Raw genomic sequence first — 18,413 nt, 5'->3', positions numbered from 1 at the left:
CTTCCTCCCCCTCGTGAACGAGGGGGACTCCTACGGCTCGCGCTGTAGGGGTTTCTGCTTCGTCGCCGACTGCCCGCCCGGAGAACTCCGTTGGGGTCTTACACCAGCTCCACAGACAGACACGGCCAGTCCGGCCGCCTTGAGGTTGCGTGCCGCGTTCACGTCGCGGTCGTGCGTGGTGCCACAGCTGTCGCACGTCCAGGTGCGGATGTTGAGCGGCATCTTGTCTCGCAAGGTGCCGCAGGCAGAGCACAGTTTCGAGCTGGGGAACCACCGGTCAACGGCGATCACCTCGCGCCCGTACCACTGGGCCTTGTACTCCAGCATGGCCCGGAACTGCGACCACGCCGCGTCCGAGATCGCCCGGGCGAGGGAGTGATTCCTGAGCATGTTGCGGACGGTCAGGTCCTCGATCACGATCGTTTGGTTTTCACGAACGAGCCGGGTGGTCAGCTTGTGCAGGTGGTCACGCCTGCGGTCGGCGATCCGGGCGTAGATCTTGGCGACCTTGCGCCGGGCCTTGGCCCGGTTGGCTCCGTCGCCCCTGGCCTTGCGGGCAAGGCTGCGCTGAGCCTTCGCCAGGCGTGCGCGGTCCTTACGCTCATGCCGGGGGTTGGCGATCTTCTCACCGGTGGAAAGAGCCAGCAGGTGGCCCAGGCCCGCGTCAACGCCGACCACCGCATCGGAGGCAGGAAGCGGCTTCACACCGGGGTCTTCGCACAGCAGGGATACGAACCAACGTCCCGTCGCGTCCTGGGAGACCGTCACCGTGGACGGCTTCGCCCCCTCGGGAAGGGGGCGCGACCACACGATGTCGAGTGGTTCGCTCATCTTGGCCAGGGTCAGCCTGCCGCCACGGAAGCGGAAGCCGCTGGTGGTGTACTCAGCGGACTTCCGTGACTTTTTCCGCGACTTGAAGCGCGGGTACTTCGCCCGCTTGGCGAAGAAGTTGCTGAACGCGGTCTGCAAGTGCCTCAGCGTCTGCTGCAACGGCACCGAGGACACGTCATTCAAGTACGCCAGTTCCTCGGTCTTCTTCCACACGGTCAGCATGGCCGAGGTCTGGTTGTAGTTGACCCGCTCCTGCCGCGCCCACGCCTCCGTACGGGCGGCGAGGGCCAGGTTGTAGACCTTGCGCACGCAGCCGAACGTACGCGACAGCTCGGCTGCCTGCGCATTGGTCGGATAGAAGCGGTACTTGAACGCCCGCTTCACGCACATCGCGGTCACGCTCACAAACTAGTGCGGCCGCATGTGCAGATCAAACCTGCTGGCCAGAGCACTGTGATCCGCTCTGGCTGCAAATCGCAACCCCCCTGCCCTGCTCCGCAGAAGTCCGATTCCTCCCGCCCAAAGGCAGAGGTTCCCTCGGAGGTATCCGATGAACTCCCGTGCGGTGGCGGCGGGTTGACAGAGCCGGCGCCTGCCGGGGCGGGGTGAGGGGTCCGGGGGCGCCGCCTCTGCCGGGGCAAACACCCCTCACCCGCGCTCCCCCAGCAGCGCCGCGATCCGCACCGCTGCCGTCGCCAAATGCCCACGGGCCTCGGCGAGTTGCGCGGCCGACATCCCATGATCCCGCGCCGCATCCCGCACCTCGTCGCGGAAGCGATCCAGCAGGCGGTCCAGATCGCGGACCGGGTTCTGGGAGCGGGAGTCATCGGCCGTGGCCCACTCGGGCGCGGGCGGCCGGTCCTGCGGGCCCGGGTCCGTACGCTCGACGGTGACCGTCGGCGGCGCCGCATCGCGCACCCCGCGCGCCTGCCCGGCCAGTGAACCCAGCTCTCTGGCCAGGGCGTTGACGCCCTCCGCGAGGCCCGTCGGCCAGTCGCCGCGCCGGGTGTGCTCGGTGACCTGTTCCTGCACCCGCTCCTTGATGCGCAGCACCTCCTCGCGCGCATGCTCCCGGGCCTCCCGGGCCTGGCGGCGGGCCTGCTGTGCATCCTGCCGGGCGCGGCGGCTCTCCTCCTTCGCCCGGCGGGCCTGCTCCTTCCACTCCTCCTTGGCACGCCGCAGCTCCTCCTTCGCTCCCGCGAAGTAGTCGCCCGGGTGCTCGCCCGCGGTGCCGGCCCGGGCCTGCAGCGCGGCCTCGCGCATCTCGCGGCGCAGGTCGCCCGCGGCACCGCGGACGTCCTCGCGGATGTCGGCGGCCAGCGCGGAGACCGAGTCCTGGATCTCCAGCTCCAGCTCGGCCAGCTCGCCCCGCCGGCCGGCGAGTTCGGCCCGGCCGGCGTCGGTGATCGAGTACACCTTGCGGCCGCCCTCGGTGGCGTGGGTGACCAGACCCTCGGCCTCCAGCTTGGCCAGCCGGGGGTAGACCGTTCCGGCGGACGGGGCGTACAGGCCCTGGAAGCGCTCCTCCAGCTGGCGGATGATCTCGTACCCATGGCGTGGTGCCTCGTCGAGGAGCTTGAGGAGATACAGGCGCAGCCGGCCGTGGGCGAAGACGGGGGGCATCAGAGGACCTTTCCCTGGACGGGGGAGTCGGCGGGCCCGTCCTGCGAGAGGGGCCTGCGCAGCAGGGCGACCGCGCCGGAGACGGTGGTGACCTTGAGCCTCCCGCTGCCCGCGCCGAGCCGGCCGGTGACCTTCTTGGCGCCCCACATGCCGCTGACCCGCAGGTCGTCGAAGGCACAGGAGACCGTGCCGGTGGTGGTGTTGGCCTCCACCTCGGCGTCGACCAGGTGGGGCAGCCGGATGGCGACATCGCCGGAGATGGTGGTGAGGTCGAGCGAGGGGTGCCGCCCGGCGGCGGCCAGGTCGACGACCATGTTGCCGCTGACGGAGTCGGCCTCCACCGCCTCGCCCGCGCAGTCGACCAGGGTGAGGTCGCCGGAGATGGACTTGAAGCACAGGTCGCCGCCGAGGGCCTGGGCCTCCAGCCCGCCGGAGACGGTGTCGGCCTGCACCGCGCCGGTCAGGCCGACCAGCGTGGTGTCACCGGAGACCCCGCGCACCTGGGTGGCCGCCGTGATGCCGGAGACCACGGCGCTCGCGCCGACCACCGCCACCTCGACCGGGGTGCCGGTCGGCACGGTGAGGGTGACATCGACGCTGCGCTGCCAGCCCTTGGGGCTGAACCAGTTCTTGAGGGACTGCTGCTTGAGGAAGTTCTGCCAGGGCAGGTCGTCATAGCCGACGGTGAGGGTGCCCTGCTGGTGGGTGACGAGGAGCGGTGGGCCCGCGATGCCGGACAGCTCCAGCCGGACGGGCCCGGCGTCGGTGCCCACGACATTGACCGTGCCGCCGACCACGCGCACGCTCAGCGCGGTGACCGGCTCCTCGAAGGTGAGCTTCTGTGGTTCGGCGAGCGACCACTCGGACTGGGCGGGCATCCTGGCCTCCTGTCGGGAAGGCGACGCAACATATCGCGTCCCTCGTAGATACGATATATCGCGAACTTGGGAAGTCAAGGCCGGCCGCTTGGCATAGCGTTGACGCATGTCCGCTATTGATCACACACCGGCGGCGGGGGTCCTGCTCCTCTGCCGGGCCGTCCCCGACCGTGTACGACCCGCCGCGCAACTGCTGCGCCGGCCGTTGCTCATGGCCCCGGCGGGCGAAGGGTGGAGCGTGCTGGTGCCCGCGGAGGAGTCCTGGCGGGAGAACGGCTCGCACCTCGCCGCGGTGGCCGCGGACTGGGCGACCGCGCTGACCACGGCCGAGACCTGGCCGGCGGTCGGCCTGTGGTGGGACGCGGACGGCGCGGGCTTTGTCCTGGCGACCGGCTTCCGCCGGGCCACCGGCTACACCTGGCTCGCGGACGGCACCCCGCTGGGCGGCGAGGAGGCGATGACCGCGCTGCGGGCCCGGCTCGGCCTCGATCCGGTGCTGGACGCCACCGCGTTCGACCGGCTGATCCGCCCGGACTCCGACGCCGACGCACCCGCCCGGGTGCTCGGGCTGATCGCGGTCCTCACCCGCGCAGGCCTGCAGCTGGGGCCGGGCCTCGGACCCGGGGTCGGCGCGGCGCGGCTGTGCGAGGCCGCCGGGCGGCTGGCCTCGGTGGAGGCGGTGGACTGGCCGGGGTGGCGATCGGCGGTGCGGGCCGGCCTCTCGGCCGCGGACCAGGGCGTGCTGGGGACGTGGACGCGGGGGCCCCGGGCCCGGGCGCTCGGGGCGGCGGAGATCGCGCTGGGGGTGGGTGCGCTGGTCTATGCCCGCCGGGGCGGCGGGGTGCGGCGGGGCTGGACGGCGGCGGGGGCGGTGCTGGTCGCGGACGGGGTGCTGACGCTGGCGTACGACCGGTGGCGCGGGGGCGCCGAGTAAGGACTGCGCCCCGGCCCCCACAGCGCGAACGGCAGGGGAGGCGCCCCCACGTCGACCGCTTTTTCCGGCTTCTTCCGGGGGCTCAGTCGTCGTCTTCGTCGTCCAGCCGGGCCAGCCAGGTCGCCAGCCGCTCGACCGGGACCTCGAAATCCGGGTTGAGGTCGACGAACGTACGCAGCTGCTCGGCCACCCAGCCCAGGGTGACCTCCTCCTCGCCGCGCCGTTTCTCCAGTTCCTCGATGCCTCGGTCGGTGAAGTACAACGCGCTCTCCGTCAGGGTCGGTCGGCCGGACAATCCCACCCAGCATAGGCAGCAGCCTTGGCCATGGTCTCTCGCGTCCGTCAGGCCCGGGGACTAACCTGCTGCAGCATCGCAGCAATCGCAGTGAACGCGGAATGCGGGGGTGGCGCGTGGCCGGCGGGATCACTCAAGTGCGGCTCGACGACGGCACGGTCGTCTGGGCGAGGATCAGCGAGGCGCAGGAGCTGCGCTCGCCGGGGGACGACGACGGCGGGGGCTATGAGGACACCACCGCCGTACGCCGGGTCGCCGACCTGGCGGGCGGGCTGTCCGACGTCGTGCGCGGCGTCGTCGGCTCGCTGCGCGACGGGCTCTCGGCGGCGAAACCGCAGGAGGTCGAGGTCGAGTTCGGCATCGAGCTGTCCGCCCGGGCCGGGAAGGTCATCAGCCTGCTCGCCGACGGAGAGGGCAAGGCCTCGGTCAAGGTGACGCTCAGATGGACGGAGGCCGACCCCGCCCCGGCCACGACCCCCGTTGCCTCTTGAGATCCCACGAAGGCGCCGTGCGCCGGTCCGTGGTGCGCATCTCCGCGCTCGGCGGGGGCAAGGACGCCAACGGCGACCGGTTCTGGGGAAGCGGCTTCTTCATCGCCCCGGGATGGGTCCTGACCTGCGCCCATGTGGTGGGGAACGGCGGTGGCGGCGTGCTCGACGGCGCCACCGGCATCGACATCACCGACTGGCAGGGGAACACCAGCGAGGGCCGGGTCGAGCTGGCCCTCCCGCGCCTCGAGCACCCGGACGCCCCGTCCCGCCGCTGGCCGCTGCCCGACCTGGCCCTGGTGGAGGTCGCGGGCGCCGGGGAAGCGGAGTGCCTGTGGCTCAGCGACCGCTCCGCGGTGGCGCCCGCCCCGGCCAGCCTGCACGGCTGGTCCCGGGAGACCGGAGAACTGGCCCTGCGCTTCGGCACCGGCACCGTCACCGGCTGGGACGCCGGAGGCCGCGCCCTGCTGCTGCGCGGCGAGACACCCGTCGCGGGCTGCTCCGGCGGACCCGTGGTGGACACCGCCCGGGGCGCGGTGATCGGGGTGAGCAAGGGGCGCGGCCCGGACGGCGGCGGACTCGCGGTGCCCGTCACCGAGCTGCGCGAGATCGCCGACACCCGGCCCGGCCGGGACCTGCTGCACCGCCTCGTCCGCGGCCACGACCGGCACCACCTGCGCCGCTACCGCCAACCGGACACCGCCAGCAGCTGGACGGACCTGCAGAACGCCCAGCGGATCTCCGCCGGAGGCTTCACCCCCGGGCTGCGCACCCAGCTCTACCCCCTGCTCGCGGAACTGCCCCCGCCCGTCAACCCCGGCGAGGTCCTGGCCCTGGCCGACCGGGCCAGGAAGCGGGTCATCCAGGACCCCTACCAGCCCGGCGTGGAACACGACCCGCGCAGCTGGCGGGAGGGGGCGGGGCTGCTCTACGGCCTGCGTGACTCCGTCGGCGGCCGCGAGGAGGGCCACGGACCCGTCCGGGACCTGGAGCTGGAGGCGGTCCTGCTGTATGCGGCGGAGGTCGCGGCCGCCGTCCGCCGACAGCGCCGGGCGGCGGACGAGCAGCCGCTGAGCGAGCTGTGCGGCTGGCTGAAGCAGGCGTCCGAGAGCATCTCCAAGGTCATCCGCGGCGAGATCGACCGGACCCTGGCCGCCCCCGAGGGGCCCCGCGCCCGCGCCGATGTGATCGTCGAGATCGACTCCTCGCACTATGGCGACCGCTACCCCTGGCGGGTCAAGCTGCTCTACAAGGACAACAACGTCCGTCCGCTGTGCGGCGACGAAGAGGGCGTCCCCCGGGGCGAGTTGCACCAGACCCTGCGCGGGCCGATAGCCGAGGCGCTGCGCCAGGGCGATGTCGGAGAGCACCTCGCGGACCTCCAACTGGTGCTGCCGCGCGAGCTGTTCGACGAGCCGCTGGACTCCTGGCGGCTCACCCCGCCCGGGGCCGCCGCGGGCGGGATCGACCCGCACACCATGCCGCTCGGGCAGCGCCGCCTGGTCTATGTGCGGGACCGGTGGCGCCGCGACCAGCCCCCGATCCCCGAGTGGCACGGCCGTTGGCGCGGCGCGGCTGCCGGGGTGATGACCGCGGTGCCACTGCGCCAGGAGGTGCCCCGGCACGGCCACAGCGGTACGAGCCCGGAGGGCGTGAACGCGGCGTACCGAAGGCTGTCCGAAGCGCCCGTCACGGCCGTCCCCGTCTACTGCGGACCGGTGGCCGACGACGGCGCCGGCGCCACGGCCATGGCGGCGGCGCTCGCCGCGGGGCATGCGGTGGCGATCTGGCGCCGGTCCGCCCCCGGGCACACCGACTGTGCCGACTTCCACGAACGGGCCGATGAGTTCGTGCAGTCGGTGCGCACGGCGGGCGAACTGCACACGCGCATACGCAGCCTGCGCCGCGCCTGTGCCGATCCCGACTGCCCGGACGAGAAGGCCGGCTGGGCACAGGACATCGCGCTGCTCCTGGACCCGCCGGAACCCGATCCCTCCGGGCCGCTCCAGGCCCCGGGCGAACGGCCGTTGGGAGGGCCGTGACCGAGAATGTCAAATGCGTGACAGCAGTGCGCCGGAAGGGCTCGGCAGGGCGGTCCGGGACAGGTACCGTCATGCGGGGGCCGCAAGTGGGCACGGGCGCCGCCGGTTTCGTGATCCACCACCAGCAACGAGGAGTCCAGCGTGAATGATTGGCGGATCTACCGGGGAGCGGGTGTCCCGCACGACGGTGTACGGCGACTGCCGCCGCCACCACCCTGGCGGGATTTCGCCGCGTCCGGACCCGACACGGGGGCGGGCGCCGACCCGAGCGCCGCCCGCCGGCTGGGAGTGCGGCGCCGGCTGGTGGAGCACCACCATCCGCGCCCCGAGGAGGTGGAGGCCGTCAACGCCGCCCTCTACCTGCGCCGTCCGCTCCTGGTCACCGGCAACCCGGGCACCGGCAAGTCCACGCTGGCGCATGCCGTCGCCCATGAGCTCGGCCTCGGCCGGGTGTTGCGCTGGCCCATCGTCAGCCGCTCCACCCTGCGCGACGGGCTCTACCACTACGACGCCATCGCCCGGCTCCAGGACGTCCAGCTGGAACGGGCGGGCGGCGCCGACGGCGCCCGGCACTCCATCGGCTCCTACCTCCGGCTGGGACCGCTCGGCACCGCCCTGCTGCCCGCCGAACAGCCCCGGGTGCTGCTGGTCGACGAGCTCGACAAGAGCGACCTCGACCTGCCCAACGACCTCCTCAACGCCCTGGAGGAGGGCGAGTTCCAGCTCCCGGAGCTGGAGCGGATCGCCGACCTCGAACCCGAGGTGGAGGTCGGCACCGACGACGGCGGCCGCGCCCTGATCCGCTCCGGCCGGGTGCGCTGCACCGCCTTCCCGCTGATCGTGCTCACCTCCAACGGCGAGCGCGACTTCCCCGCCGCACTGCTGCGCCGCTGCATCCAGCTCGACCTCAAGCCGCCGGGCGAGGAGCAGTTGACCGCCATGGTCCGGGCCCACCTGGGCGATGCCGCCGTCACCGCGGGCGATGCGCTCATCCAGCGGTTCCTGGACCGTGACCCCGGCGAGGTCATCGCCGCCGACCAGCTGCTCAACGCCCTCTTCCTCACTCAGCACGCGCCGCACGCCGAACCCGTCACGCGCGAGCGGCTCGCCGACATGCTGATGCAACCGCTGGACCGCCCGAGGTGATGAGGAATGACGGCGCCCCCCGAGCCGCGACTGGACCGGCTGATCGCCCGGCTGCGGGCCGCGACCCTGGATCTCACGGCGGAGGAGATAGCCGACGCGCTCTGGCTCGCCCAGCGGATGACCCCCGCACCCGGGCCGGGCGAACCGGTCGGCGGTGCCACCCCGCCGTCTCCCGCGCTCACCGGGCCCCCCGGCCCGGGCGGGCCGCTCCCGGCCCCGTCCGCCCCGGCGACGGAGCCTGACCGGGCACCCGTGCCGGGAGGGCGCCGCGACGAGCGGACCGGCCCCGTATCGCTCTACGCGGACGGGCACGCGCCCGGGCCCGCCCGCCCGGCGGAGCGGGCGGAGACCTTTCCCGTCCGAGTGCCCACCGCCGCGTCCCTGCCGGGCCTGCTCGGCCTGCAGCGGGCGCTGCGGCCGCTGCGCCGCTACCGGTCGCTGGCCGCCCCGCTCCGGGGGCCCCTGGACGAGGAGGCCACCGCCGACCGCGGCGCGCGCACCGGCGTGCTGCAGCCCGTCCACCGCCCGGGCGCCCGGCAGGCCGCCACCATGCAACTGCTGATGGACACCTCCTCGTCCATGGTCGTCTGGGAGCAGATGCTGGAGGAACTCCGGCAGACCTGCGCCCAGTTGGGTGTCTTCCGCGATGTCCGGGTGCGCTATCTGCACCGCTCCCCGGACGGCACCCCGCTGATCGGCAGCTCCGCCGCACCCGGGGGCGTGCGCCGGCCCGGGCCGCGCTCCGCCGACCAGTTCCGCGACCCCACCGGCCGCCGTCTGACGCTGGTCCTCAGCGACTGCGTGGGTCCCCTGTGGCAGGAGGGCCGTGCCCAACGGCTGCTGCACCACTGGTCGCTGACCTCGCCGCTGGCCGTCGTCCAGCCGCTGCCGCCGCGCCTGTGGCCGCGCACCGCACTGCCCGCCGAGGGCGGGCTGCTGGTGCGCGACCCGGTGGCGGGCGGCAGGCTGCGCTTTGAGCCCGACGGCTTCGGGCCCCCGCCGCCGCCGGGCGCGCTCCCGGTGCCCGTGCTGCTGCCCGTCCGCGAGGCGCTCGGCAGCTGGGCCCGGCTGCTGTCCGGACCGGGGCGCACCTCGGTGCGCGGCGCCGCGGGCCGGCTGCTGCCGGACCATCCGGCGCGGCCCGGACCCGCGCCCGGCGGCGACGGCCGGAGCGCCGACGAGCGGCTGCGGTCGTTCCGGGCGGGCGCCTCCCCGGGTGCGCTGCGGCTCGCCGTGTACCTCGCCGCGGTGCCGCTGACGCTGCCGGTGATGCAGCTCGTCCAGCGGGCCATGCTGCCCGACACCGGGCCCATGGAGCTGGCCGAGGTGCTGCTGAGCGGGCTGCTGTGGCGGCTGCCCGAGCCGCCCGCCGCGGACCGTACGGCAGTCGGCCCCCGGTATGAATTCGCGGACGGAGTACGGGAGTTGCTGCTCCAGTCGCTGGAGCGCAGCGAGGCCGCCCTGGTGCTCAAGCACTGCTCGGACTATGTCGAGCGGCAGTTCGGCAAGGGCGCCCGCAACTTCTCCGCGCTCGCCGTCGCCCGGCTCACCGGCGGCCCCGTCGCCCGCCCGGACGCCCCGGGCGCCGCGGAACCCGAGCTGTTCGCCCAGGTGCCCGCCCGGGTCGTCCGCTGGTACACGGGAGACGAAGCGCCCCACGGGCAGGGGCCGCTCGCCGAGGCCGAGGCGCTGTTACGGCTGTGGCACGTCCAGGCCGACCCCACCCTGCTCGACCAGGCCCGTGGCCTCGCCGAACGGGCCACGGCCGAGACCGACGCGGTGGAGCCGGACGGCGTGCGGGCCCGCCTGGTCCTCGGCAGGGTGCTGCTGGCCCTGTCCGGCACCGAGTCGGTGCGCGACGACCCGGGGGCCCGGAGCGCCCTGCTGGACGAGGCCGTCCGCCGGCTCGCCCAGGCCCTGCGGGACGCCCCGCCGGACGGTTCCCGGCACACCGAGGCCGGGCTCGAGCTGGCCGCCGCCCGGTACGCCCGCTGGCGGGACGACGGCGACCGGGCCCAACTCCTCGCCGCCGAGCAGACCCTGCGCGGCCTGCCCGCCGGCACCCGGCGGCAGCTGAGCCTGGGCCAGGTGCTGCTGACCCTCGCCGAAACCGGCCCCGGGACCGATCCCGAAACGGCCCGGTTCGCCGCCGGGGCCGCCGTCGAACTCCGCACCGCCTGCACCCTGCTGGAGGCCGAGGGCGCCCGGGACGGCCGCCGCGCCGCCGCCCGCCTCGACCTCGCCCGGGCCCTGCGGCTGTCCGGCGCCCCCCGCCGCGAGACGCTCGCCGCCCTGGCCCTCGCCGAAACCGAGGCTGACGACGACCTCCGGCGACTGCGCTGCCGCACCGAACTGGCCCGGGTGCATGCCGCCGCGGCGGACTGGCAACTCGCCGACCCCGCCTATGAGTCGGCGATCGCACTGACCGGGCGCGACAGCGCGCAGCGCAGCGAACTGCTGGCGGAGTGGGGCGAGTTGCTGCTCTCCCGCGCCGGGGCAGTCACCGTGACCAGAGGCGACCCTGCCGGGACGGCCCCCCGCGCCGAGGTAGCCGCCGTGACCGGTGGTGACGGTGCCGGACCGGCCCCCCGCCCCGAGGGTCCCCCTCCGGCGGAGATCGTCTCCCGGGCGGAATCCGTACTGCGGGAGGCCTATGCGGTCAGCGCCGGCCGCTCCCCGCTGCGCTCCCGCCTCCAACTGCTGCTGGGGCGCGCCCTGGTGCTGCGCCACCACCGGATGGGTTTCCTGCCCGATCTCTATGAGAGCTGCCACCTGCTGGAGGAGGCCGCTCGCCGGGCGCCCGACGGCGCCGTCCGCGCCGAGGCCTGGCTGGCGCTCGGCACCGCGCGGCTCGCCCTGCGGGAGGAGGCCGCCTCGCTGCCGCTGGCCGTCGAGGCCTTCGCGGCCGCCGCCGACGAGGTCCGGCGGCACGGCGGCGAGCCGGGCTCGGTGGTCGTCGCCCGCGCCACACAGCGCCGGGGCGAGGCCCTGGAGCGCATGGGCTGGTACCGGCAGGCGCTGGACGCCTATCGGGACGCCGCCCGCGAGTGGCTTGAGCTGACCGCCAGGGTCGGGCTGGTCGACGTCCCCTGGGGCGAGATCCGGGAAACCCGGGAGAGCGTCGCGCGCCTCTCCGGAAGATGACCGGACCTCGTCCGAACGGGTTTCCGGATTATGGCGCTTGGGAAGAACCGAGCAGCCGCACGAACCGCCCCCCGGCGGACGGCGGCAGGGAGGAGAAGAGGGTGCCGAAGCACAAGAACGCCGCTGCGGCCGACCCGCCGGACAGCGTCGTCGGCATGCCGTCGCTGCCCGACCTCACCGGCGTCGGCCTGCGAAGCCTGCGCGGAATGCGAGACCCCGGCCTGGCGGCCGCCGTGCGGAGCGCACTGCGGCGCCCGGCGGAACTCGGCGAGACCTGGTACTCGAGCGGGGCCGGAGTGGGGAAGCGCACGAGGGACAGGGCCGGGACGTGACCCATGGAGAACCGGACCGGCACCGGTCGTTATCCGGACAGAAATTCCAACGGACGCCACCGGACCTGGAGTTGACCGCGCAGCGCGTACCCCCCACCGCCCTGGCCCGCCTCGCCCGCACCCGGTCCACCCCCGACGACGTCGCCCTGCTGCGCCGTGGACTGCACAGCAGACGGCTGGTGTTGCTCAAGTCGATGCTCACCCGCCTGGAAGAACACCCGGACCCGCTGCCCGGCCGCACCGGCGAACGGTTCGAGGAACACTGGCGGCTGCTCGAGCGCGCCGAGGCCCGCAACCCGATCCCGGTGCGCGACACCCTCGACTACCCGGCCGTCGGCAACTGGCTGGCCCGCACCCTGGCCGCCCCCGAGGGGCGGCCGTTCACCCGCTGCCTGGACCACTTCGGCGCCGTGGCCGCGGCCGCCGCCCTGCGCTCGGGCGCCGGGTTCACCGCCGAACTGGCCGTCCCCGACGGGGTCCTCGCCCTGCCCGGCATCGGGCTGGTGGAGACCCGCGCTCCCCTGGTCCGGCTCACCGCCCGGTCCCGTACCGCACACCTGACCGCCGAAGGCCACCGCACCGGGCCGGTGCTGCTGCGCACCGCCGGCTGGGTCGCCGGCGCCGGCACCGGCTGGCGCGGCCTGCGGCGGCTGCCCGGCAGCGACGCCCTGCTGGACGACCTCGACCCCTACCGCGCCCCGCACGGCGGCGTGGGACACGCGGCGCTGCCCGCCGCCGCGCGGGCCGAGACCGGCGGCGAACCCTGGACCCGGCGCTGGCGGGCGGCCCTCGCACTGCTGCGCACCACCGACCCGGAGCGGGCCGCCGAGACCACCGCCCTGCTGCGCTGCCTGGTGCCGATCACCCGGCCCATCCACGGGGGCGGTACCCCGATGCCCGGCGCCAAGGTGAGCGCGACCTTCCGGGCGGCACCCGGCGCCGTCCTGGCCACCCTTCCGGACACCACGGCGGACCTCGCCGAAGTGCTGGTCCACGAGACCCAGCACAGCAAGCTGTCGATACTGCACGACCTCCTGCCGCTGCACGACGCCGGGCCCGAAGCGGCCTACCGGGTGGCCTGGCGCGGCGACCCGCGCCCCTTCGCGGGCGTCCTCCAGGGCACCTACGCCCATCTGGCCCTGGCGGACTTCTGGACCCGCGCCGCCCGGCGGCGGTCGCTGCCGCCCCGCGTCCGGCTGGATGCCCGCACCCGCCGTGATTCCTACCGCGAACAGGTCGCGGAAGCACTGCCCGTCCTGCTTGAATCCAGTGAACTGACTCCTGCAGGCCGGGAGTTCGCGACGGGCATGCAATGGCTCCTGATGTCCCTGGGGCGCACGGGCCGGGTGCCCACAACGATCGGCGGCGCGTCACCAAAAGGTGACGTACGGTAATACCGTCGTCGCGGCCAGAACCACCGGGCGGCCACCCGGACGCGGTGCAAAGAACGAGCGACGCAAAGAACGAGCGGTGCAAAGAACGAGGGGCGCGCATGAACACTCAGCGGCAGCCGGGCTCCACCGGTGCGCGACACCAGGACAGCGAGCATTTCGTTGTCGTCTTCGCCGGCTACTACCGGCCCTGGGCCACCTGGATCGCCCACCGGCTGGAGAGCCACGGCCACCGGGTCACGCTGCACCGCTGGGACCCGCCCCGTGAAGTGCCCCTGGAGAGCGCCCTCGGCGATCTGCTGCTCGCCACCGGGCGCATCCTGCTCGTGCTGAGCGACTGGTTCTTCGAGATCGGACCGCGCCGCGAGGGCGAATGGACCGAGGCCCTGCGCGGCATCATCGCCGGCCACGCCGAGCGGTTCGCCGCCGTCAACCTCACCAACCGGGTGCTGCCGCCCGCCACCGCCGTGCTGGAACCGGTCGACCTGTGGGGCATCGGCGCCCAGGACGCGGAGCGCAGACTGCTGGGGCGGCTCAGGCTGCCGGAGACCCCGCCCCGCCGCGCCCTGCCCGCCGGGCCCGGCACCCGCTACCCCAACGACCCGCCCGCGGTCTGGGGCGAAGTCCCCCGCCGCAACCGCCGCTTCACCGGCCGCGACGACCTCCTCAACCAGCTCCAGCAACAGCTGACCGACGCCGAACAGGGCACCGCCGTCTGCGCGTTGCTCGGCATGAGCGGCATCGGCAAGACCCAGATGGCCGCCGAGTACGCCCACCGCTTCAGCTCCGACTACGACGTCATCTGGTGGGTCAACTCCGACACCCGCGGCACCCAGCGCGAACGCCTCGGCGAACTCGCCCCGGAACTCGGCCTGTCCAGCGGCTCAGAGCCCGGCGAACGCATCCGCGCCGTCCGCGAGGCGCTGCGCCGCGGCGCACCGTACGGCCGCTGGCTGGTCGTCTTCGACGGCTGGGACGACCTCGACGGCGCGGCGGAACTGCTGCCCAACGGCCCCGGCCATGTGCTGATCACCTCCCGCAACCGCAGCTGGGACGGCGCGGGCGCCGGCCTCCTGGACATCCCCGGCTTCCACCGCTACGAGAGCACCGCCTACCTGATGCGCCGCGCCCCCCGGCTGACCGCCGGTGAGGCCGACGAGGTCGCCGAGGAGCTCGGTGACATTCCGCTGGCGCTCGTCCAGGCCGCCGCCTGGCTCGGCGAATCGGACATGGAGGTCTCCGAATACCTGCGCATGGTGCGCGACGGCGAACTGTCCGGGCTGACCGACCAGGGCGGGCTCGACGGGGTCCCGCGCTCCTCCCTGACCTCCTGGTCGATACTGATCAACCGGCTCCGCGAATCCCAGCCGCACGCCGTCGAACTCCTCGGCCTGTGCACCTCGTTCGCACCCGGCCGCATCCCCATCGGCCTGGTCCGCCTCCTGCCGCCCGGGCAGCTGCCCGACCACCTCGGCTGGCTCGCCGCCGACCTGCCCAGCTGGACCCGGGCCCTGGACACCCTCGTCAACTACTCGGTCTTCACCCGGGACACCCGCACCACCGCCGGCCAGACCGGCGAGACGGGCCCGGAGCAGGAGTCCGTGCACATGCACCGGCTGGTGCACAACATCGTCTCCCGCCTCACCTCGTCCGAAGACCGCCAGGCACACCGCCGCATCGTCCGCCGGATGATCGCCGCCGCGGACCCGGGCAACCCCCAGGACAGCAGGCTCTGGCCGCGCTACGCCGAGCTGCTGCCGCACCTCGAGCCCTCCGGCGCGCTCGGCAGCCATGACTACCGGGTCCAGGAAACGGTGCTCAACCTGCTGCGCTACTGCGTCCACAGCGGCGAGTTCAGGACCGGCATGGAGCTCGGCGAGAAGATCCGCGAGAGCTGGTCCGAGCTCTTCCCGCCGGAACACCCGCGGATGCTCGAACTCACCACCCAGCAGGGCAACATCCTGCGCTTCCACGGCGAGTTCCGCGCGGCCCACGAGCTCGACCGGGAGACGCTGGACCGGCTGCGCGCCATCCCGGACGCCGACGGGGCCAGCATGCTGACCATCGGCGGCTGCCTCGCCGCCGACCTGCGCTACCTCGGCCAGTACACCGAGGCGCTCGACCGCCAGCAGGAGGTCCTGGACACCGCCCGCGAACTCCTCGGCCCCGACGACTACACCACGCTCCAGGCCCAGCACAACCTGGGCGTGGGGCTGCGGCTGCTGGGCCGCTTCACCGAGGCGTACGAGCTCGACCTGGAGACCCTCCGCAAGCGCGAGAACCAGCTGCGCGCCCGGCACCCCGCCACCCTGATGTCCGGCATCGCCTGCGCCCGTGACCTGCGCCTGATGGGCCGCTACGGGGATGCGCTGGCCCGCCAGGAGCTGGGCATGCGGATGCACATCCAAGTGCTCGGCCCCCAGCACCCGCAGACCCTGCGCGCCCGGCACAACCTCCTGCTGTGCGAGCGCCGGGCCGGCGGCCACCAGGACATCGGCGGAGCCATGGCCAGTCTGCTCGAGCAGATGGAACAGGCCCACGGCCGCCGGCACTACGCCACCATCGGCCTGGTCGTCGACTACGGCAACTACGCCCGCGAGCACGGCGATCTGCAGCAGGCCCGGGACCTCATCGAGGAGGGCGAGAACGGCTTCCGGGCGCTGCTGGGCCCCGCGCACCCGGTCAGCACCGGCATGCGGTCCAACACCGGGCTGGTGCTCCAGGCCGCCGGTGAACGGGCCGACGCGCTCACCATGTTCGAGTCCGCCTATGCGGGCCTGTCCGCCGCCCTCGGCGCGGACCACCCCTGGGTGCTGGGCTGCGCGCTGAACGCCGCCGCCGGGCGGAACTTCAACCGGCGGCTGGAGAGCGCCCGGGACCTGAGCCGGGACACGCTGGGCCGGGCCCGGCGCATCATGGGCCAGGACCACCCCTTCACCCTCTCCTGCGAGATCGCCCTCGCCGCGGATCTACGGGCCCTCCATGAGCACGAGGAGGCGGGCAAGGTCGAGGAGGACGCCCTCCAGCGGCTCACCCGTACGCTGGGCGCGCAGCACCCGCACGCCCTGTCCGCACGCCAACGGGTGCGGCCCTACTGGGACTTTGAGCCATACCTGGGCTAGCAAGGGGCGGCCCCCGGACCGATCTGATCAAGTCCGGGGACCGCTGCCCGTGTTCTGGATGGTGAAGCGAGCGCCGGGCACCCGAGCCTGCGGGCCGGCCTCGTATGCGGAGAGGAATCCCGTTGCCCACAGCCCGTCCCGGCGGATCACCTCGAGCGCGTCAAAATCCGCGAGTCCTGCCGGGGCCAGCACGATCTGCGAGACCGTGGCGACGAGGTTCGCCGACTCGTCGCGAAGCTCGAAGCAAAAGGTCGGCGGAATGAAACTTCGCACACCATTGTCCGTGACATACACCGGGCTGCCGACCGGTGTGGTCCGGTCACTCCTCAACGGCCCATCTTCCGTCCGGGCAGTGCTCGGTGGGGAGCCATGCCTTGCGGCGCACATCACAGCCGCACAGACCGCAGACGCTCTTTTGCTGCGCCGGCCCGGTCAGCCGGTAGAGCTTGTTCTTGGGAGGCAGGGAAAGATGCCGACAGCCCTGGCAGGCGGTCAGGCGGCGCCGGTATGCGTCCTCGCCGACCCGCTTGAAACCGGATGCGGCCCAGCGGGCCACGGCGACGCCCGCCCGTGACAACAGCTCGGTGTTGCGGACGGCCGGGGGGGCGCCCTGGTCATCCGCCTTTCCGAGGAGCAGCTCCAGCATGTCCGCGTCGTTCTTGCAGAGTTCGAGATGATGGAGGAAAAGCGGGTCGTCCGCAATCTTGAGAAGCACGGTGCTCGTCATTCTCTCGACGGGAATGCCCAGTTCCTTTGCGATCCCACTCGGATCCGTCCCGCTCACTGCCATGTGCTTCCTTCTCTCTCGCGGGTCCATGAGCAGGTGCGGCGCGGGGATTGGGCGGCCGGATATCCGGCCGCCCAGGTGCCGGCACCCGTCTGCTACCCCGCGCAGCCGGGCTTTCCGGAAAGGGTCACCGCAGCGTGATAGGTCGCCACGCGGCAAGCCCCCGGCGGGTGTTCGCAGCCGGCGGAACCGCCAGGTGCGTGCGGGTCGTTCGGCACCCCGAAGAAGTCCGCCATCTGTTTGATCGCGGCGTCGGTCATGGTGATGTAGGACTCCCCGAACCAGACCTTGCGCATGATGTCCCGCACCCCGCGATAGTCCGCCTGCCCCTCGCAGGACAGGCCGTTGGGGAACTGCGGCGGACCGCCGTAGTGGTGGCCCAGTTCATGCGCGAGCACCAGGGCTATCCCCTCCAGCTCCAGGGCCGCGTCCCGGACCAGGCCGCCCAGGAGAGCGACGTGCCGGACCCCGTTCTCGACCCAGGCGTACGCGTTGACCTCGTTGTTCGCCCAGTCGAGGTGGTAGGTCACATCGGGGTAGAAGGGCCGGTGATAACTGATGACGGCCTCGGCCCACTCCCGTGCCATCGGGTCGTTGAACGGCCGCTTGGGCGCCGACTTCCTCGCCTCGGCCTCATCGGGGGGCAGGAAGCCGCACGCGCCGTCGGGGATGCGCAGCATCGTGGCCTCTGCCGGGATGAATGTGCTGCTGGGCAACGCGTGGTCGGGAACATTGAGGTTGCTCACCTTGATCGGTGAGTTGTCCGCGAAGCCGGCCGGGAGTTCGGGTGCCTGAAGGCTGGCGCGCCCGAACCTCGCCACATACTCGGGGGAACCCACCACCGGCATGTCGCCGTGGGCGGCGGTGCTGAACCCCGCCACATCCGTGGTGCGGGCGGTGATCTGGACCACGTAGTCCGCGCTGACGACACCGTTGGTGTTCAGCAGATGACCGTCGAGACTGGCGTCGACGGCACTCTTGGACGACGCGGCGACATGGTGGAAACCCGCGAGGTAGTCACCGATGTGCACACCCGTGATTTCGACCGGTGTGCCGTCCGGCGAAACGAGCCGGTCCTCAATCGTCAGGCGGTCCGCGCGCTTGAGAATTCCGTCGTCACCGGCCAGGAGAAACAGGTGGTCACTGGTCACCGCGATCGCGGTGTTTGCGTACCGGACCAGCACCGTGAACTTCTGGCGTGACGCTCCGGTGGTACCGCCGCTGAAGACGACCGGCTGAGGGGCCCATTGCAACCCCGTTCCGGCGGCCATCACTTCGTCGCCTTCGACATAGGTCTCGATGGCCTTGAACGAGCCGCTGCCCTCTTGCACCATCGTGCCGAAGGCTAAGCACGAACAGGAGCAGTAGCAGGGCCCGCGTGAATCACGGGTCAGTACTGG

Annotated in this window: 15 protein-coding genes; 8 read left to right on the top strand and 7 right to left on the bottom strand. The window is 73.1% G+C overall.

Annotated elements, in window-relative coordinates; genetic code table 11:
• Positions 1-30 precede the first annotated feature (30 nt).
• The 3 genes from ABCR83_RS13260 to ABCR83_RS13250 form a co-directional block, all read right to left on the bottom strand.
• Entirely contained in the window at positions 31-1,221 is a 1,191-nt protein-coding gene (locus ABCR83_RS13260) for an RNA-guided endonuclease InsQ/TnpB family protein (protein WP_462695180.1), read from the bottom strand.
• A gap of 258 nt (positions 1,222-1,479) precedes the next feature.
• Positions 1,480-2,454 (bottom strand): PadR family transcriptional regulator, encoded by a 975-nt coding sequence (locus ABCR83_RS13255; protein WP_462695145.1) that lies wholly within the window; start codon positions 2,452-2,454, stop codon positions 1,480-1,482.
• Positions 2,454-3,332 carry a DUF4097 family beta strand repeat-containing protein gene (locus ABCR83_RS13250; protein WP_462695144.1) on the bottom strand — a complete coding sequence of 293 codons (879 nt, stop codon included), beginning with the start codon at positions 3,330-3,332 and terminating at the stop codon, positions 2,454-2,456. Before ABCR83_RS13250 ends, ABCR83_RS13255 begins: the two co-directional genes overlap by 1 nt.
• A gap of 106 nt (positions 3,333-3,438) precedes the next feature.
• Between ABCR83_RS13250 and ABCR83_RS13245 the strand changes: the two genes are divergently transcribed.
• Positions 3,439-4,266, top strand: coding sequence for a hypothetical protein (locus tag ABCR83_RS13245; RefSeq protein WP_462695143.1), 828 nt, complete (start codon positions 3,439-3,441; stop codon positions 4,264-4,266).
• Between the two features lie 82 nt (positions 4,267-4,348).
• Here the strand turns inward: ABCR83_RS13245 and ABCR83_RS13240 are convergent, their stop codons facing one another.
• Positions 4,349-4,528 carry a DUF6104 family protein gene (locus ABCR83_RS13240; protein WP_462695179.1) on the bottom strand — a complete coding sequence of 60 codons (180 nt, stop codon included), beginning with the start codon at positions 4,526-4,528 and terminating at the stop codon, positions 4,349-4,351.
• A 149-nt stretch (positions 4,529-4,677) separates the two neighbouring features.
• Between ABCR83_RS13240 and ABCR83_RS13235 the strand changes: the two genes are divergently transcribed.
• The 7 genes from ABCR83_RS13235 (at position 4,678) to fxsT (ending at position 16,226) form a co-directional block, all read left to right on the top strand.
• Entirely contained in the window at positions 4,678-5,052 is a 375-nt protein-coding gene (locus ABCR83_RS13235) for a CU044_2847 family protein (RefSeq protein ID WP_462695142.1), read from the top strand.
• Positions 5,049-7,091, top strand: a complete 2,043-nt coding sequence (locus ABCR83_RS13230) for a VMAP-C domain-containing protein (protein WP_462695141.1) — start codon at positions 5,049-5,051, stop codon at positions 7,089-7,091. Before ABCR83_RS13235 ends, ABCR83_RS13230 begins: the two co-directional genes overlap by 4 nt.
• Positions 7,092-7,232: 141 nt before the next feature.
• On the top strand, positions 7,233-8,237 hold the full coding sequence (locus ABCR83_RS13225; RefSeq protein WP_462695140.1) for an AAA family ATPase: 1,005 nt from the start codon (positions 7,233-7,235) through the stop codon (positions 8,235-8,237).
• 6 nt (positions 8,238-8,243) lie between these two features.
• A complete protein-coding gene (locus tag ABCR83_RS13220) occupies positions 8,244-11,381 on the top strand; it encodes an SAV_2336 N-terminal domain-related protein (RefSeq protein WP_462695139.1) in 3,138 nt (1,045 codons plus the stop codon).
• Between the two features lie 101 nt (positions 11,382-11,482).
• Positions 11,483-11,713, top strand: a complete 231-nt coding sequence (locus ABCR83_RS13215; protein ID WP_462695138.1) for a hypothetical protein — start codon at positions 11,483-11,485, stop codon at positions 11,711-11,713.
• Positions 11,710-13,107, top strand: a complete 1,398-nt coding sequence (locus ABCR83_RS13210) for an HEXXH motif domain-containing protein (protein ID WP_462695137.1) — start codon at positions 11,710-11,712, stop codon at positions 13,105-13,107. Before ABCR83_RS13215 ends, ABCR83_RS13210 begins: the two co-directional genes overlap by 4 nt.
• A 98-nt stretch (positions 13,108-13,205) precedes the next feature.
• The gene (fxsT, locus tag ABCR83_RS13205) at positions 13,206-16,226 is read left to right on the top strand and encodes an FxSxx-COOH system tetratricopeptide repeat protein (protein WP_462695136.1); all 3,021 of its coding nucleotides are present in this window, start codon (positions 13,206-13,208) and stop codon (positions 16,224-16,226) included.
• A gap of 27 nt (positions 16,227-16,253) precedes the next feature.
• Here the strand turns inward: fxsT and ABCR83_RS13200 are convergent, their stop codons facing one another.
• The 3 genes from ABCR83_RS13200 to ABCR83_RS13190 all read right to left on the bottom strand — a co-directional run bounded on the left by ABCR83_RS13200 (position 16,254) and on the right by ABCR83_RS13190 (position 18,347).
• Positions 16,254-16,520 carry a hypothetical protein gene (locus ABCR83_RS13200; protein ID WP_462695135.1) on the bottom strand — a complete coding sequence of 89 codons (267 nt, stop codon included), beginning with the start codon at positions 16,518-16,520 and terminating at the stop codon, positions 16,254-16,256.
• A 25-nt stretch (positions 16,521-16,545) separates the two neighbouring features.
• The gene (locus ABCR83_RS13195; protein ID WP_462695134.1) at positions 16,546-16,941 is read right to left on the bottom strand and encodes a hypothetical protein; all 396 of its coding nucleotides are present in this window, start codon (positions 16,939-16,941) and stop codon (positions 16,546-16,548) included.
• Positions 16,942-17,108: 167 nt separating this feature from the next.
• Positions 17,109-18,347, bottom strand: coding sequence for a M48 family metalloprotease (locus ABCR83_RS13190; RefSeq protein ID WP_462695133.1), 1,239 nt, complete (start codon positions 18,345-18,347; stop codon positions 17,109-17,111).
• Between the last annotated feature and the right edge of the window lie 66 nt (positions 18,348-18,413).

This window comes from Streptomyces xingningensis (genome assembly GCF_054957865.1).
The sequence above is the reverse complement of the archived record's forward strand: the minus strand, read 5'-3'. Positions and strand labels throughout refer to the sequence as shown.

Excerpts from the sequence above, each read along its gene's own strand:
- ABCR83_RS13260 (WP_462695180.1), bottom strand. The coding sequence starts at position 1,221 with ATGTGCGTGAAGCGGGCGTTCAAGTACCGCTTCTATCCGACCAATGCG.
- ABCR83_RS13255 (WP_462695145.1), bottom strand. The coding sequence starts at position 2,454 with ATGCCCCCCGTCTTCGCCCACGGCCGGCTGCGCCTGTATCTCCTCAAG.
- ABCR83_RS13250 (WP_462695144.1), bottom strand. The coding sequence starts at position 3,332 with ATGCCCGCCCAGTCCGAGTGGTCGCTCGCCGAACCACAGAAGCTCACC.
- ABCR83_RS13245 (WP_462695143.1), top strand. The coding sequence starts at position 3,439 with ATGTCCGCTATTGATCACACACCGGCGGCGGGGGTCCTGCTCCTCTGC.
- ABCR83_RS13220 (WP_462695139.1), top strand. The coding sequence starts at position 8,244 with ATGACGGCGCCCCCCGAGCCGCGACTGGACCGGCTGATCGCCCGGCTG.
- fxsT (WP_462695136.1), top strand. The coding sequence starts at position 13,206 with ATGAACACTCAGCGGCAGCCGGGCTCCACCGGTGCGCGACACCAGGAC.
- ABCR83_RS13190 (WP_462695133.1), bottom strand. The coding sequence starts at position 18,347 with ATGGTGCAAGAGGGCAGCGGCTCGTTCAAGGCCATCGAGACCTATGTC.